Genomic DNA, 17,299 nt, shown 5'->3' with positions numbered 1-17,299 from the left:
TTAGACTAATTTTTTGAGAGATCACTATACGACATAAAAATAAAAAGGCCATATTTTCATATGACCATCAAGAAATATTAGTTCTTTGGATAACAAATTAATTCATAATTAATGTATATTACATTTGGAGGATATTTTGAAAAGACTATATAATTTCAACAATCGAATTAATATTTTACTTAAGCTTAAAATTTTGAAATTTTTATTGATAAAAAACGAATCATTAATAATTTAGGATATTTCTTTTTCAAAATACTTTCCACAGTACTTCATAGAAAATGCTTGAATTCATAACGATGTTTTTAGTTTATCTATCCACCTGCATTGATACCAGACATTAAAAACATCAATGATGTTGTGAAAAAGTACCCTTGGATCAATCTAAGGATACTTTTTATTATCATTAATAATATCTTTTATATGCTTAATTAATTGTTCTATTAATGTAACTTATAATACTTTATATATATAAAATTAATTCTTTTTGTGTTTTTTAACATTATATGAAATATAATTATTAATAACTTAAGCGTTTTAATTTTGGAGGGAAATATTTATGAAATTGAATAAGTCACTAATAGCTACTATTGGTATTTCATTCTTTTCGACAATAGTACTTGGCAATTTAAATATTCAGCAGGTCAAAGCTGATGCAAACAATCCATCAATAACCAGTACTTCTAAGGATAACTCCTCTACAAGTTCTTCTAGTACTTCCAATCCTACCGATTTTGCTAGTTCTAACAGTCCCTCTAATTCAAAAAATAATTCCAATTCCACTGATTCTTCAACTCCCTCTACCCTCACTAGTTCCCCTGATCCTACAGCTAATTTAAATTCCATTGGATCAAATTCTGAAGATACTTCTAACACCGTCGACAACGTTAGTTCTAATAATGCTTCAGATTCCACATCTACTAACAGTAATGAGTTGCAACAATCCAACATTACCCTCACTGATTCAAATGGGAACAAAGTAATTAATAGTAAAAACCAGGAGTTTTCCCTTTCTGACAAATATAAAGTTGGAACCGATATTACCAGTTTATTACCAGACGATTTAAAAAAAGCCTATAAAATAGATGCTGGTCAAAACACAACTATTACCGCAGGAACTACTGATTATAATCTAAAAGTTACCGCTAACAAAACCAACCTGATTATGAAAGTCTATGGCAAGAATAGCGATGGAGCGGGTTCCGGTAATACAACTTACAATGTTCCATATGGAACCCCCGTTACTTTAGCGTATAGTAACGGTTTGGGTAGTGTAGACAAATATGTCTTCAAAGGCTATGCGTTTACAAAGTTGGTTGATAGAAATGGCAATGATCTTCCCACTGCTAATGGCAGCACAATAACTTTTACTTATGATATGCCTGCAATAAGTGATACTGACTCTTCAAATGTATATATTATTTATGCCATTTATGATATTCCAACTAACCAGTCTTTAAATGTCAACTATTTAGATGACCAGGGTAAACAACTATTTACTGACTCTTCAAAGAAATATAATGATGGAACCGATATTTTAACTGGTGATTCAATTAGTAATTTCTCTAATTTTTTAAACATCGATAATAAAAAATATACCTATTGGAAAATGGATCCTACTTTGCCTTATACCGTAACTGATAATAATTCGTTAACAGTTTATCTATTAGAAAATGATCTCAACTATACTACCGTTAACTATACAGACGAGAACGGTAATACAATTTATACCGACAAATTGCGTGGTGAAGTCGGTCAGACTGTAACTCCTAAAGATATTGCGACTATAAATCCTTCGTACCATATGGTAGATTCCATTAAAGATCATACGGTTACAGAAAAGAACACAACTCTAAACCTTCACGTTTCAGATGTACTTACTCTTCATCTTGTTCAAAAGGTCAATGGAGATATTGTCTTTGACTCTCAGACTACTAACAAAGCTTTTACGAAAATATTGCTTAAAAATGACGTTAAAGATATTGATTCAATCAGTTACGGTATAGACGATGCAGTCCAAGCCACATTCACTTCAGATCAGTTAACCGAATTTGACACAATAAGTACCCTTCTAAATATGTTTCCCTCTGCGGGTCTCAACTATGCTGTCATAAACTACAAAACAAGCGATGCCCCAACTGTTTCATACCAAGATGAAACTGGTAAAGAAGTATCCAATTTCACTCTAACTACTACTTCCAACGCTATCCAAAGTATTAAAGACAATGTTCCACCTTATTACTCTCTTCTTGATGAAGACAATCCCTATACTGTTAATAAAGATGGCAAAATAATATCCACAATTAAAAATAATTCTGCTTCAAGCATTTCAGGTAAAAATATTACATTATCTAACGGACAAAATTGGAATCCTGACGATACTATTTCTTCAGTTACCCTAGCTGATGGTACAAACATGACCGCCGAAGAGATAGCCGCTGCCATTAAGGACGGAAGTATTACAACAACTATTACTAACTCCGACGGCAACACTATTGATTCTCTAGATACCACTAAAACCGGTAAATATTCAGTCACCTATTCTTATAAAGATGTCACTGGAAAGACGGTTTCATCACAACCAATTACTCTAACTATTGAGGCTAAAGATTTTAGTGGTATCGTTGCTAAAGACTCAACCATTAAGAATGGTGCTTCTTGGCAACCTAGTGACAATATTTCTTCTGTAACTAAATCTGATGGTTCAGATATGACCGATGAGGAAATAGCCGCTGCTATCGAGAATAAAGACATCACTACAAGCATTGTTGATGCTGATGGCAGTACAATTGATTCATTAGATACTACCAAAGCTGGTAAATATACTGTTACTTATTCTTATAAAGATGATACCGGCTACACTGTTTCATCTCAACCGATCACTCTAACAATTAACGATAAAGATAAAGGTGCCATTACTACTAAAGATTCCACAATTGAAAATGGTGCTTCTTGGCAATCTAGTGACAACATTTCTACTGTAACTAAATCTGACGGTTCAGATATGACTGACAATGAAACAACTACTGCCATTAAAGATGGAACTATTACAACAACTATCACTGATTCAAGCGGTAATACAGTTGATTCTCTAGATACCACTAAGGCTGGAACTTATAAGATTACTTATAACTATAAAGATGAAGGCGAAAATACCATTAGTGCATCATCCACATTAACTATTAATGTTAGAGACCAAAGCAGTATCACTGCTAAAGATTCCACAATTAAAAATGGTGCCTCTTGGCAACCTAGTGACAATATTTCCTCTGTAACTAAATTTGATGGTTCAAATATGACTACCGATGAAATAGTCATTGCTATTAAAGATGGAACTATCACTACAGCTATTACTGATTCTGATGGTAATACGGTAAACTCTCCAGATACTACTAAAGCTGGTAAATATACAATTACCTATACTTACACAATTAATGGAAAAATTGTTTCGTCTCAACCAGTTATTCTAACCGTTAACGCTAAAGATCAAAGCAGTATTACAGCTAAAGATTCTACAATTAAGAATGGTGCCTCTTGGCAGCCTAGCGACAATATTTCTTTCGTAACTAAAACTGATGGTTCGGATATGACTACCAACGAAATCAACGATGCCATTAACAATGGTTCAATTAAGGTAACCATCACCGACCCAAGCGGAAATACCGTTACCTCAATCGATACGACTAATGTCGGAGATTACAAGGTTACTTATACTTATACGGATGATAAGGGTAATTCAACTACCATCAACCCACCAATCACCGTAACAGTAAGTAATCCTGTAGTTAATAACAGTGCTTTATCAACCAAAGATAGTACATTGAAAACCGGTAACACTTGGAATCCTGTAGATAATGTAAAGACTATAGTCGATTATTCTGGTAATAGTTTAACAGCTAGTCAGGCTTTAACTGATAAGACTCTTACCTATACCATCCAAGATAGTACAGGTTCTACAGTAGATTCAGTTGACACAACCAAGGTCGGATCTTATAAAATAACTTATTCATATACTGATACTACCGGAAAAGTTTTAACGTCCACAGCTACCATAACAGTTACTAAAGATCCGGCTGACAACAATGGCTCCAACAGTAGTGGTACAGGCAATTCCAATAACAATTCCACTGATCAACCCGACAGCAATAACTCTGACGATACTGAAATTTTTAATGGAACTATTACCATTTCAACAATAGATGCCAAAATATATGATGACAAAGGTAATTTTACAAACTGGACACTTACTTTGGACTCCAATTGGTTAACCGATAGAAAAATGAGTTTAAACGGTCAGACCTATTACCGTGTTGCCACTAACCAATGGGTTAAAGTTAGTGATACCTATGTTTATTATAATAATACAGGCTACATCAAAACTTACTCTGGCAACTATCCCTTAGTCGATTCACAGGGTAAAATTATCGCGAATGCAAGTCTAAATGCTAACAGCAATTGGCGCTTTGATAGATACGCTTATTTCAATAATCAGAAGTATTATCGTGTCGCTACGAATAAATGGATCAATGCTGAAAATGTTTTTGAATACCAACCAATCAGTAAAATTCTTAATACAAAAATTCATGTAAAAATATTTGATAGTGACGAAAATGTGGTAAGAACCATTTCATCATTGAGTCTTAAGACTGATCAAGCAGCAACAATCAATGGCACTAAGATGTATCGTGTTGCTACAAATGAATGGATCAAAGCTACTGATGTGAAAAATTTATATTAGTTCAAAAAAAATAATACCGACCGGATAGCATTTTAAGTGGCTATCAGGTCGGTATTTTTGATTAAATACAGCTATCATCTTTAAATATAGTTTTGTTGAGTTTTTTAAATGAATCAATTCTATTTTAATTTATTAATAGATATTTTGATTGGTTTGACATATTTGAATTCATATTTATCATCTGGAATATTTTCATTGGAATATTTTCTATTCTTTTTCATTTTCTTCCAGTATTTCCAATCAAAAATTTTACCTACCAATGCCAAATTTTTTTGCTCTATCCTCTTTAATTTAATTGATTTAACATCATGTTGTATTAGTGGAGTTGCACTAGCACTGTTGATAATATAATGTTTATTCATTTTCGGTTGAACAATACATAACCAGTGCGAGTTCGTAAAGTGAGTATGTTTTTCAATTATTTGTATTAAAATAAATTCATTATTTTTTAAATCATTAACATTTTTAACAAGATCATCATCCAAAATTTTCATATTTACACTATATTCAGATGCTAAAAGTGACTTTTCATTATTACTTTTAAGATAATAATCATCTAAAGCCTTTACGGCTACGTTACTATCGAAAAATTCACCGACATATGAACACTTCTTCTCTTTTGTAAAAAAGTTCAGCATATTTTTAGCTAACTGGGATAATTCTTTATTCTCATCTCTGCTACCTGACACGTATTTTAAACCATTAACGAATTCATAAATTAAACAGGTCGGTCCGTCTTGTTTTATTCGTCTAAAAATTTTATTATCTCCTTTATTCACCATTTATACAAAAAAACGCCCACACAGATTTACTCTGTATATAGGCGTTTTTTATTAAAAATAAACTAATCAAAAATTAGTTAAGCTTCTTCTTACTTACAACGTTCAACTTGTCATCCAAGTCATAAACAACTGGTTCACCAGTTGTCATTTCAACATCCATGATGTCAGCATCAGAGATATTTTCGATGTACTTAGTCAAAGCACGTAGTGAGTTACCATGGGCAGCGATGATTACGTTCTTGCCGTCTAATAGCTTAGGAGCAATTTCATCTTCCCAGAATGGAATTACACGTTCCAAAGTAACTTTAAGGTTTTCACCACCTGGAACAATTCTTGGGTCCAAGTTTGCGTAACGACGATCGTTAGCTGCTGAACCTTCGTCAGTAGCTTTCAATAGTGGAGGTAATGTATCGTATGAACGTCTCCAGATATGAACTTGTTCATCACCGTATTTTTCAGCTGTTTCAGCTTTGTTAAGACCTTGAAGTGCACCGTAGTGACGTTCGTTAAGTCTCCATGTCTTTGTTTCAGGAATCCATAATTGGTCACAGCCTTCAAGAGCGTAGTGCAATGTCTTGATAGCACGTGTCAATACTGATGTATAAGCTTGGTCAAATTGGATGCCAGATTCTTTAAGAAGTTTACCAGCGTTTTGAGCTTGCTTTACACCTTCTTCACTTAAGTCAACATCAACCCAACCAGTAAATTGGTTTGATAAATTCCATTCACTTTGTCCGTGACGAATGAAAACTAATTTTGCCATTTATATGATCCTCTTTTCATTTCTTTAACAATCTACATTTTACACGATATTGCCAATAAAAAAAAGAGAGTGACACCTAATTTAGCCTAAAAGACTAATTTTTGGCATCATTCTCATGAAAAAAATATTTTTAATGAAAATTTATTTTTGTTCTTTATAAATTGGTGTCTCGATTTCCTTTAAAGTTGTGATATCCATCTTGTTCTTGGCATTCTTATTCAAGTAAGTATTTACTTGATCAGTTCCAGCAATCACTGCAGAAACTTTATCTGTACCATCAATCAAACTGGAAATTCTATCAGCGTTTTCACTTTGTTTCATTACAATTGGAATCACTTCAATCCCATTATCACGTAGTGACAAGAGCTTCTTATAGAAGTCTGAACCAATCGAAACGAAGATAGTCGATGTACTTTGTTTCAAGGCCTGATTCTTAAGCCACCAGATAATTAAATCTTCATCACTGTCAAATGTACTCATCAAGACGTTACCTTCACTGAAGAGTTGAATATAAGGCTCGTCACCTGTATAACTCTTGATCAAGACAAGTGTTCCATCTTGGCGATAAAAGTTCTCGCGAACCACTTTGTTGGCATTACGATGATCGTAAAATTGTGTGGCAGAGATAACTCCGTTAACGTCAAAAATATCACGACTTAATACTTGTTCATCTTTATAGTGACGAATAATTTGTAGTTGATGATTGGAATCACGAGAAACTTCCATAACTAATTTATCGTTAGCATCCAAAATTTTATCAACTTTATCAGTCACATGTTGAACACGATAATCAGCATCAAATGGTATCTCAGCAGGCGTGATAGGTACATTCAAGTCACGACCTTGCAACTCATTGTACATATTCAATAAGTAAGCATTCCCATCAACGAAACCGGCATTTTGATAATTCATCCAAGTTGCGTCAATTTGGTCATTATAAGTAACAGAGATTGCATTAGCCAATAATCCCCGATCAGCTAAAGTCATTGTCATCTGTTGCCACATTGATGTGACATCACTATCTGGATTGGCAGGCAAATCATCAGTAAAGACAAAATAGCTTGTATTAGGATCCAAATAGATCTCATTAGCCATTTCATCAGTTCCAAACCATTCTTTCAATGAATCATTGATATCATTGATACGGTCAGTTGCCTGTCTTCTCTCATCAATTTGGTCACTACCAACCGTTCTCAAAAGATGATTGCAATAGCTACGGTCAGCTAATAATTGACTACGTAATTGTGACTTAAGGTCAGCACTTTGATCCAAAGTATTTTGTAAACTTTGTTCAGTGTATTCCCAATCCTCATTGCCAGGTTGTCCCGGTTGAACCGGTGCTTGTGCTTGAGGTTGAGGCTCTTGTGGCCCAAAGTAGTAATTATTGTTGCTACTATTAAAATCTTGATTGTTAGGTGTAAATTGAGTCCCCATCCCCATATTAGGGTCATTATTGAATTGGCCTTGACTAGGATCAAAATTATTTTGGTCTGGTTGTTGAGGTGTCTGATAAGAAGAATTATTCGGATCAGAATAATTATCATCGTTGTCTTTCTTTTTTCTATCAAAAAATGACATAACTTAATCTCCTATCTACGTCAGTTAGTTATCTCCATTATATATGACAAGTTTTCTTTAAAGTTAATTATAACATTTTCTTTAATTTTATTCTCTTCTTTTTGGAGTTCTTAGTAATCGAATGAACGCCTAATATATCAAGGAAGAAAACAAAGATTGGTATACCAATAATCAATCCCCATGTACCAAGCAATTCCTCTGATACGATCAATACAACAAATGTAAAGAAAATTGGCAAATGTGTCATGCTGGACATGAATTGTGGATTCAGGAAATACGTTTCAATCATATGAATAATCACGATCATGATAATGATATAAATAACGTATCTGATACCGCCAACCGTATAAGCAATGAAACTCAGTGGGATCATCGAAATAATAACTCCAGCTACCGGAATCAGTGACAAGATGAAGACCATCACTGCCAAAGCAATAATCCCTGGCATCTGCATGAACAACAAAGTAATTGTCGTCAAGGCTGTATTAACAACGGCAATCATCAATTGTGCTTCCAGAACAACACCGAAAGTATTGACAAACTTTTGTCCAAAATACTTTAAGTCAGAGAATACCCAACCATAATTGCTGTCCAAGAATTGTCTTCCGAAGGAATTCATTTGTTCTACCTGACTAGCATAGAAGAAACTCAATAAGAATGAGACAACAATATTGAATCCGACTGCACCAACACTGCTGATGTAGTTTACAACTTGCGTGATGGCTCCCTTAATTTGATTATCCAAATTAATTTGTTGCAAATAATTATAAATAACATTCAAATAAGGATTCGAACGTACTTCTTTACTTTCATAAAACTTCTGTAACGATGAGAACATTTTTGCTGTTTGCGTGATCAGTTGCGGCACATAGTTAGCAATGACAAAAACTAATAACGCAATAATTATCAAATAAACTGGTGCTATTACCCAAATCGGTTTAATTCTGGGAAACTTTCTTTGAATTACTCGAACTAATTGAACTGACAAGAAGGTAAAAGTAAAAGTTAGTAGAAATAGACTCATCATCCCTCGAAAAAGATAGATCAGCAATATGACTAAAGCTAATAACGTGAATCTTCTCAATCGTTTGTTATCAACGAACTTATCGTACAAACTCATATAAAACTCCTCACATACACATACTTAGTGAAAATACCAAATCCATTCCTAATAACGTCAACAATGAATAACGATGATACCAAACAATCGCCGTAAACTCACGAAACATTGCTGGCCACTTCAACATTCTAACAGTACAAGCGGCCGCAAATTGAACTTTTAAGCCCAATCTTTTGGCGTGCCATTTAGTTCTAGGAATATGATAATCACTCGTTACTATAATAACCCTTGGCCGTGTTTTTTTCTGCCATGCTTGATGAATTTCGATCGCCGAATACTCTAAATTCTGTACTGTATTGATCGATTCATCCTCTTTAATAATAACCGATTCCGAAATATTTCTATCTATTAAGTACTTGCGCATCATCTCAGCTTCGGTTCCATATGATGATTCTGAACTTTTAGCACCACTAACAATAATCTTCGGTTTATATTCAAAACGATTGTATAGTTGTATTGCCTTATCCAAACGTTCACTCAATATTGGTGGTACTCGTGATCCCATACATTTATTACCCAAAACAACTAAGAAATCTGGTTGTTTGGCGGCCGGTAACTCGCGCAAATCACGTTTCATTTGATACATATAAACCAACATGATCACTAACAAAATCAAATCCACCGTTGCAAAATTGAACGCATAGGCACGTAAATACTTATCTACTGAAACAATCGAAATGAAGTATAACGCCGCTATGGTTATGACAGCAACTCCTATGGCAAAAATCGGTAAGCGACTATAGGCATACCTTATTTTATAAATAATCATTACCTCAATCATTGATACAGCAAATATTAATAAATAAGTCATATTCCCCTCCATGGCTTAATCTAAACTGAATTTTAATTTTGGAACCTTCAATGGAAAGTCCTTAACTAAAGTCCAGGTTACTGTTGTTGAATCTTTATCTGGTTGTTTCAAAAGAAATAATCGATTGTCCAATGAACCATAAACTAAAAATTTACCCTTAGTAGTTGTAACAGCCGGTCCATTCTGTGAATAAGCTGAAGGTGATACTAAAAACATATATTGCATCAATGGTTGTTTACTACCGTTGACACTAATCCCTTGATAGTCAGTCGGTTGTAAATTAGTTCCATATTGACCACCAAAATTAACCCCTAAATTGCCAATTTTTTTATCATTATTATCCGAAATAGCTCCTGCCAATTGCATTAAATCAGCATTCGATGATAAAGGATTTTCTTTATATTTATCGTAGTAATCTTGAGTCTGTGAAATGGCTGCTTTCAAATCAGTTTGAGCAGTATCCGATTTAGTCAATAAATTACCATTCTTATTGCTCTGACCATCCTGAACTCGGACCGTGTAGTCACCTGAATACAAGTACAACTGATTAGAATCCGTTTCAATTCTAATGTTAGCTCGCTTGATTTGATTCCCCGTAGCTTTTGAATTAACCTTCAAATTAACACTCTTAGGCAAAAGTCGATCCGTGTTCTGTCCATGATAATAGTAATTAATCGTCAACAGGTTCTTCGGGGTTAAATAGTACTTACCATATAAACTCTGTACCTGACCACTTTCAATTAACGTTTCCATGACAACTTTGCTATCGGTATCATCATTTAACTTCTGGGCTGAATGTTCCGTTAAAGTCAGCTGATAAGTCCCATTCTGATTAATCGTTAGATTCCCATCAGTTCGACGATAGTCAATAATTGTTTTGAAGTTATAATTACCAATCATCACATTATTAGCCGTTAACGGTTTAGCATTACTGTTAACATCGATGATATGATCTGGCATTTGTTTAGAAGAAATACTTTGAGACAAATCTTTTTTCGTGTTATTAGCAGCAGTAGACGGTTTGTCTACTTTAGTAATATAGGCAAATTTATACGTGTCACCACCAGAAGACACCGAATAACCCTTCATATGTTTACCATAGACATTTTCATGATAAGTTTTTTCAATTTTTAAAACTAAATCTTTTTTAGCCGTCTTAAAGGTAATCGTTCTACCATCACGATTTAAAACGTATTTTGGATTGTTAAATTGATTATCAAATCGGTTAATGCCGACTTTACCATTAATAGTAGAAACATCTTTTATTTCTGCTCGTTGGTTCTTTAAAAACTTAATTGAAACAGTATCGTTTTCTCCCTGATCTTGATACAAATACCAAGTTTTGTTACTGGAAACTACCTCATCAGTTTCCTTTGGCTTGCATCCTAAGATTGTTAGGAATAAACAAAGAATTCCAAGAACCGCTAAGAATTTTTTAACCATATTGTTCACTCAATGCCTTTCTGAAGACAATTATACAACTTCAAGATTAACCCCTATTATGAAATAATGATAGCAAAAAAAGACCTGCTTTTCAGCGGGTCTTTTGTAATAATTTGTTATCAAAGAATATTTCATTCTATATTGAAATTATGCTAGTGGTTTAATAATTTGTCCAACTGAACTTTCTGGAACCCACTCATTAGTAGCAACACGATAATACTTAATACCATTAACTACTTTAACTTGATCCATTTGCCAATCAGTCCCTGTACCTAAAGCACGGTTTGTAATTCTAGACATAGTATCATTATTCAATGAGTATAGAGAAATATATTCTTTCGAACCATCTTTAACTCTAAGAATTCCAATGTTACTTGCCTGGTTACCATTATTAGTATTAGCATTTCCACCGTTGTTAGTGTTGCTGCCCTTTAATTGGTTATAATACTTACCAACTAAATCATAGAACTGATCCATGCTGTAACCCCATTGAGCAAAGTAGCCAACTGGATCAGTATGATTTGTTTCTTTGTACATTCTTGAAACATCGTTATGTGAAAGAACTGTCTTACCAGGTGTAAATGGTAATCCATATTGAACTAATCTAAAGGCTGCGTAGTAAGCTTGGTTAGCAACGGATCTAGCAAATTGATCTGTTGTATTTACACGACACAACTCAACTTGAATGTATTTGTTATTAGCAGTTTGACCTGCTCCCCAAACACCATAGTCAGCACTATGGATATTTATAATTTCTTTATCATCGACAAAAGCATGAACATAAGTGTATGTTGTTGGCCATGACCAATTAAAGTATGAAACTTCATTTTCGGCTGTAGCACCAGGTGTTGCAGTTTCGTGGATAACGACCCCTTCTGGCTTACCAACACCGTTCTCGTAACCGAACATCTTGTTAAATGTTCCTGCACGATATTGAATTGAAACTGGTTTAATGTTGTTATTATTAATGTAATCGTTGATTGCTGAAGTTGCAGCTTGTGTTGTTTGAACTTGTGAACCTAGTTGTGGAACCACTTGTCCAACAGTTGCAAAACCGACACTTGCAAGTGCAGCTGAAGTAGCTAAACTTGTAATAAATTTCTTCGAGACCATAATATATATTTCCTTCCCAATGTTAATTTCCTTAACCCATAAATTATAACAATTTTCAAAGCATTTTTGAGAAAAGTAACAAATATGTAAACAGATAGTAAAATTTACTTTTGATTCATTGCTCTTAATTTGGTTAAAAGCCTATTTCGCTGGTATCTAAGGTTACGGGGCGTCTGTTGATGATGTTGAGCAATTGTTGTGAGTGAAATCCCATTCATGAAATGTTCCTGCAATATTTCTTTTTCCAATTCAGATAATTTTTGCCAATCAACGAAATTAATTTGAGTAATTTCTGTCTCCGGTACTCTTTGAAAATCAAACTCTTCTAAACTATGAAAATCGAAGTATTGTTTCTCTTGTCGCAACATATCGGTTAACCGCCAAACCAATTTTTGAAACACATATGGTTTGAACTTAGTCATATTTTGATCTCTTTGACAGTATTTTAAATAAGTTTGTGCATAAATAATTACTGCTTCTTGAAAGTAATCTTCATAATCACAACGAGTCACATAAATATGAACTCGTTTCAAAGCTCCATGAATTAATTGTTGATTCTCTAATGCTTGCTGAAATCCTAATTCTAGATTCATTGTGAGCATCTCCTAGTTTTACTCACAAGCGCTTGTGGTAAAACTAGGATAACTAATTTAGACTAGAAAAATTAGTTGCCAAAACAGTCTAAGAATAAGGCTTTAATTCGATCGATTAAAAAAGAACACCCACAAACAGTGTTCTTTTTTGGTTTTGGCGATTAATATAATTTTTTAATTCTGGTTAAATTTTGATGGTAATACTTTTTCGTCTCGAGTTTACCTAATCCTTCAATACCTTGATTTATCAAAATAAACTCAATCAAATGCCAGTAAAATATCGGCAAACTGTTCAATAGGCAAATTTTTGAATGCAAATCACAACGACATCTATCATACGTAGAAAATAATTTATTACACTTATACTTTAAATGACAACTACCAACATTAACCATCATTTCAAATACGTTTAATGAACACTTCATTAAAAAGTAAATATCATGCAATCTTTTTTCCAAATCTCCCCTTGGAAAATCTAATTGAATCTTATGGCTGCTCTCGGTGACAAAATAGGCTTTCTTTTCAATTTGTTCATAGCATTCTAAGAAGTGAACAGCAATCCAATCGGCATTTCTTCGACTGGCCCCAGTCATTGGCATATAGGCAATATCTTCATGAATAAACGGCGTATAGTGAGTCATCCCATACAAATCAGCTAAAAACTTGGCCATGGCAAATCCTATTCCATTAATCAAATACATCTCATTCATAATCTTCCTGGTCGTTCTTGAGTCAATAAAGATTCCTTGTTCAGCATGAACAACAATCGTATTTCCCAAATTAGTGATATCTGAAATATCCAACAAGGCTTCAATTTTATAATCAACTTTAAAATTTTTACAAACATTGAGAGAACTAAAGATTCTTTTAGATATTACATCCTTAATGGATTTAAAATTTGATATCATCATTTATTTTCCCTAAAATATTTATTTACTCACTTTTCATGAGTATGTCAACAATATAACAAGAATATATGTTCTGAAGATACCAAAATATATAATTTATTCAAAATAATTTCACGTAATTTGTACAAAAAAAGAAGCCCCTAAGGACTTCCTAATCTGCATTGAAAATACAGTATTTTCCGTTGACCCAACCGGCATTTACTTTATACCAAGTTTGACCATCGACAATTTGTTTTGAGGTTACACGCCAAGTCGTACCATCGGCTAGACGAGTTCCTGTAAATTTATTATTGGCAGCAGGACTGTTATAAACGTTGACACCATATCCAGGAATATAGTTAATCTTTGCCATACCACTAACACTTGTTACATAGTTAGATCCTTTAACTTGAACATCGTTAGCACTGACCCATTGATTAGTAGCTACACGATACCAAATGGAACCATCTGAATGAGTAGACTTCTGATCAATCTTCCAATCAGTTCTGTTTGAAAGACTAACTGCCAAAAGATTATGTTTATCATCATAAACTTTGGCTCCTGGATTAGCAGTGATGTTAACGATATCGGGATAAGATACTACTTTATCCTTAGTATAGTCACCATGTGATTGTGTTGATTTCAAGGAAACATCAGTTGCCTTGATATAACAGTCGTTACCTACAAAGTAGAATTTATTACCAGAATTATCCAACACATACTTAGTTGTAATCCAAGAAGATTGATATGGCAAAACTCGATTCGTAGCCGTATTCAAATTAGGCAAACGATAAACTACGGAACCACTCTTATTAATAATAATTGCTGTATCAGCAATATTAACTGGTGGGTTAGTCTTTTCAGATTCCAATTGAACATCTGAAGCCTTTACGTATTCGTTTGTCGAGACTTGATAATAAGTCGTACCGTCAGATTTAACGACCTTAGATGTAACTTTCCATCTAGTTCCGTTAGCTAAAGTACGGTTAGCAGCTATTTTATCAGCGTTTATATAAACATGTGCTGAATTTTTATTAGTTATTGTTACAACATCGTTTAATTTTGTTTGTGTACCTTCAATTGCATTTTCATTACCAGTACCATTTGTACTGGCTTTTCCATCATATTGTGTCAAATTAGAGCTCTCAATTATATTATTTAATACAGCTGCATAGGTTGGTGAAGTGGCATAACGTCCTTGCAACCAAGCTGTAGCATCTTTATAAGAAGAGGTATTCTCTCTCCATGTACCTTTATAGAAAGCACTATTTCCTTGAATACCATTACGTAACTTATCGCCATTATCAGCAAAAGATGCGTAAACACTAGGGTACTTTCTAAAGTTAGCATAAATAGTGTAGTAGCCCTTATCGGCACTCCACTCTTGAGTTGGTAGTGAGACATATGAACCTTGATAGTCCCCTTTAATACCAAAGTAATTATTATACTGTGATGATAATACTGAAGTACCCCAACTACTTTCCAAAATAGATTGTGCCATCATTACTGAAGCATACAAATTGTATTTTGATGCAACCTGTTGTGCCTGTGGAGCAACCTTAGCCAAGTAGGCTTGTTGTTGAGCAGTTGATGCTCCCTTAGTTGTTCCAGCTTGTGTCAAAGCGGCAACCGCATTAGCTGGCAAAACACTACTTCTACCAGATTTTTGATTAGCTTCAATAGCGTCAGCTGCATCCTCATTGATTGGTGCACCACTCTTGTCCATTACACTAGCAACAGTAGTATCCTTAGTCTCAGATGTATTTTGATTTTGGTCGTCAGTTTGATTACCCTCGTCATCAGAAACAGCAGCCTTAACTGGAGAAGTATTAGAAGAAATACCAACAGCGGCTAAAAAACTTGCTAATGCCGTTGAGGCAACCCATTTTTTATTCATAATTTGTCTCCTCCCAAATTCTTGTATATCTAATGCTTAGACTACTATTTAATTTGGAATTCGACAATAAAACCTTAAGAAATTTGGATATTTTTAAACTTTTTTAATGATTTAAAATCACTAACCTTCAGTAGGAATGAATTCAACATATTCAGCTTCGATCCATTCACCATCTTCAGCGATACGATAGAATTCTTTTCCGTCTTCACCTGTACCCTTGGCATCAGTATACCAAGCAGTTTGACCTTTAACGTATTTGTCTTGAAGCATTTTACGGTTAACTTCATAATTATCAAATAAGAAAACAACGTAGCGATCGTCTTGAGTTACTTTAACGATTCCTTGTACTTTTTCAAGCATTGCAATACCACCTTTAAAGTTAATATTAGTTACATTATACATTAATAGATAAAGAAATGACCTGCAATGATGAGTAAAAATAATAGCACCTATTCAGATTCCTCATTTTCCCTAATTATTACGGAAATTGAAATTCTGAATAGATGCCATTTTAATTTTTCTAAGTGAACAATCTTTTTACAACTGGTATCTTGCTTAAAATCAAAATTACTAATAGTGATAAGACAGTTGCTAAAACGAATACGTATAAGAAGTTAGCATTCACATAATACTTCATCACAAACTGTATTGATAATCCGTGAACTAGATAAACTCCATAAGTCAATGGTGCTATCAATTCAATCACTCGTGCAAATCCTTTACCATAACTTGTTTCAAAGCGTTTGAAGAGCATGAAGACCAATGCTGCAATGATTGGCGTATTGATGTTAGCAATGGCATTCAAGAATTGTAGGTTTGGTTTCAAACTGATAAAACTGATTAGAATATTGATTGCCATTAACACGGCCGCTATCAGGATATTCATATTGAGTTTTAACGAATGTTTGTCAATCTTAGAAATTCGATAACCAATAAAGAAGTAACCAATATCTTTGGAAACAACCACTCGGCCTAAATCAAAGGAATTGAAGTAAACTCCAATATTCTTAGGTGTAGTAGTTGTTAACGTTGGCAATGCAATATCAATGATGACCCAAAGAATTAACAAATACATCAACATCTTATCGTCAATCTTATCAGCAATAGCTTTCAAAAATGGTGACAATAAATACAAAGCAATCAATGGATACATAAACCAATATGCTATTAATACTGGTTTATGATACATCATTAACAATGTATTGCTGAAATCCTTCATATCAACTGGACCTGACATGGCACGAGCCAAATAAGCTGACACAACTGACCAAAGTAAGAATGGTACAACGACTCTGACCAATCGATGCTTGAATAAGTACTTTAAATCATAAGTTTTTTTACTGTTTAAAACCATGGCACCACTGATCATGAAAAAAAGTGGCACTGCGATTTCTGTCACTATAACGATGGAATTTACGACACCCCATTTTAACGTTGGTTGATAGTTAGCCAAATCATCAGCACAAGAATGCGCCAAAACCACCAATAACATCGCAAAAACTCTAATCGTATCGACATAGATTAGTCTTTTGTTCTTCAAGATATTTCCCTCAAATCAATTAAATAATAAGAACATT

General features: G+C 33.9%; 13 protein-coding genes. 1 reads left to right on the top strand and 12 read right to left on the bottom strand.

Annotated features, from left to right (window positions below):
• Positions 1-556: 556 nt before the first annotated feature.
• Positions 557-4,735, top strand: coding sequence for a beta strand repeat-containing protein (locus ATN92_RS05125; RefSeq protein WP_056953416.1), 4,179 nt, complete (start codon positions 557-559; stop codon positions 4,733-4,735).
• 119 nt (positions 4,736-4,854) lie between these two features.
• On the opposite strand, the gene ATN92_RS05120 is transcribed toward ATN92_RS05125, so the two are convergent.
• From ATN92_RS05120 to ATN92_RS05065, 12 genes are all read right to left on the bottom strand, one after another.
• Positions 4,855-5,517, bottom strand: a complete 663-nt coding sequence (locus ATN92_RS05120; RefSeq protein WP_056953414.1) for a hypothetical protein — start codon at positions 5,515-5,517, stop codon at positions 4,855-4,857.
• A gap of 73 nt (positions 5,518-5,590) precedes the next feature.
• The gene (locus tag ATN92_RS05115) at positions 5,591-6,280 is read right to left on the bottom strand and encodes a 2,3-diphosphoglycerate-dependent phosphoglycerate mutase (RefSeq protein WP_056953412.1); all 690 of its coding nucleotides are present in this window, start codon (positions 6,278-6,280) and stop codon (positions 5,591-5,593) included.
• A gap of 141 nt (positions 6,281-6,421) precedes the next feature.
• On the bottom strand, positions 6,422-7,858 hold the full coding sequence (locus ATN92_RS05110) for a Rossmann-fold NAD(P)-binding domain-containing protein (protein ID WP_056953410.1): 1,437 nt from the start codon (positions 7,856-7,858) through the stop codon (positions 6,422-6,424).
• Between the two features lie 67 nt (positions 7,859-7,925).
• Entirely contained in the window at positions 7,926-8,978 is a 1,053-nt protein-coding gene (locus ATN92_RS05105) for an AI-2E family transporter (RefSeq protein WP_056953407.1), read from the bottom strand.
• A gap of 10 nt (positions 8,979-8,988) precedes the next feature.
• The gene (locus tag ATN92_RS05100) at positions 8,989-9,789 is read right to left on the bottom strand and encodes a YdcF family protein (protein WP_056953405.1); all 801 of its coding nucleotides are present in this window, start codon (positions 9,787-9,789) and stop codon (positions 8,989-8,991) included.
• 15 nt (positions 9,790-9,804) lie between these two features.
• A complete protein-coding gene (locus ATN92_RS05095) occupies positions 9,805-11,232 on the bottom strand; it encodes a hypothetical protein (RefSeq protein WP_056953403.1) in 1,428 nt (475 codons plus the stop codon).
• 147 nt (positions 11,233-11,379) lie between these two features.
• Positions 11,380-12,345 (bottom strand): peptidoglycan recognition protein family protein, encoded by a 966-nt coding sequence (locus ATN92_RS05090; protein WP_056953401.1) that lies wholly within the window; start codon positions 12,343-12,345, stop codon positions 11,380-11,382.
• Positions 12,346-12,449: 104 nt separating this feature from the next.
• Positions 12,450-12,938, bottom strand: a complete 489-nt coding sequence (locus ATN92_RS05085) for a sigma-70 family RNA polymerase sigma factor (protein ID WP_056953400.1) — start codon at positions 12,936-12,938, stop codon at positions 12,450-12,452.
• 161 nt (positions 12,939-13,099) lie between these two features.
• Positions 13,100-13,849 (bottom strand): hypothetical protein, encoded by a 750-nt coding sequence (locus tag ATN92_RS05080; RefSeq protein ID WP_056953398.1) that lies wholly within the window; start codon positions 13,847-13,849, stop codon positions 13,100-13,102.
• A 148-nt stretch (positions 13,850-13,997) separates the two neighbouring features.
• Entirely contained in the window at positions 13,998-15,722 is a 1,725-nt protein-coding gene (locus tag ATN92_RS05075) for a glucosaminidase domain-containing protein (RefSeq protein WP_056953396.1), read from the bottom strand.
• Between the two features lie 120 nt (positions 15,723-15,842).
• Positions 15,843-16,082, bottom strand: coding sequence for a hypothetical protein (locus tag ATN92_RS05070; protein ID WP_056953394.1), 240 nt, complete (start codon positions 16,080-16,082; stop codon positions 15,843-15,845).
• A 160-nt stretch (positions 16,083-16,242) separates the two neighbouring features.
• On the bottom strand, positions 16,243-17,262 hold the full coding sequence (locus tag ATN92_RS05065; protein WP_056953393.1) for an acyltransferase: 1,020 nt from the start codon (positions 17,260-17,262) through the stop codon (positions 16,243-16,245).
• Between the last annotated feature and the right edge of the window lie 37 nt (positions 17,263-17,299).

Source organism: Companilactobacillus bobalius, assembly GCF_009764355.1.
This window is presented reverse-complemented; position numbering and strand designations above follow the sequence as displayed.

Coding starts and splice junctions, on each gene's coding strand:
- ATN92_RS05080 (WP_056953398.1), bottom strand. CDS start 13,849: ATGATGATATCAAATTTTAAATCCATTAAGGATGTAATATCTAAAAGA.
- ATN92_RS05110 (WP_056953410.1), bottom strand. CDS start 7,858: ATGTCATTTTTTGATAGAAAAAAGAAAGACAACGATGATAATTATTCT.
- ATN92_RS05070 (WP_056953394.1), bottom strand. CDS start 16,082: ATGCTTGAAAAAGTACAAGGAATCGTTAAAGTAACTCAAGACGATCGC.
- ATN92_RS05090 (WP_056953401.1), bottom strand. CDS start 12,345: ATGGTCTCGAAGAAATTTATTACAAGTTTAGCTACTTCAGCTGCACTT.
- ATN92_RS05095 (WP_056953403.1), bottom strand. CDS start 11,232: ATGGTTAAAAAATTCTTAGCGGTTCTTGGAATTCTTTGTTTATTCCTA.
- ATN92_RS05115 (WP_056953412.1), bottom strand. CDS start 6,280: ATGGCAAAATTAGTTTTCATTCGTCACGGACAAAGTGAATGGAATTTA.
- ATN92_RS05105 (WP_056953407.1), bottom strand. CDS start 8,978: ATGAGTTTGTACGATAAGTTCGTTGATAACAAACGATTGAGAAGATTC.
- ATN92_RS05075 (WP_056953396.1), bottom strand. CDS start 15,722: ATGAATAAAAAATGGGTTGCCTCAACGGCATTAGCAAGTTTTTTAGCC.
- ATN92_RS05085 (WP_056953400.1), bottom strand. CDS start 12,938: ATGAATCTAGAATTAGGATTTCAGCAAGCATTAGAGAATCAACAATTA.
- ATN92_RS05100 (WP_056953405.1), bottom strand. CDS start 9,789: ATGACTTATTTATTAATATTTGCTGTATCAATGATTGAGGTAATGATT.
- ATN92_RS05125 (WP_056953416.1), top strand. CDS start 557: ATGAAATTGAATAAGTCACTAATAGCTACTATTGGTATTTCATTCTTT.
- ATN92_RS05120 (WP_056953414.1), bottom strand. CDS start 5,517: ATGGTGAATAAAGGAGATAATAAAATTTTTAGACGAATAAAACAAGAC.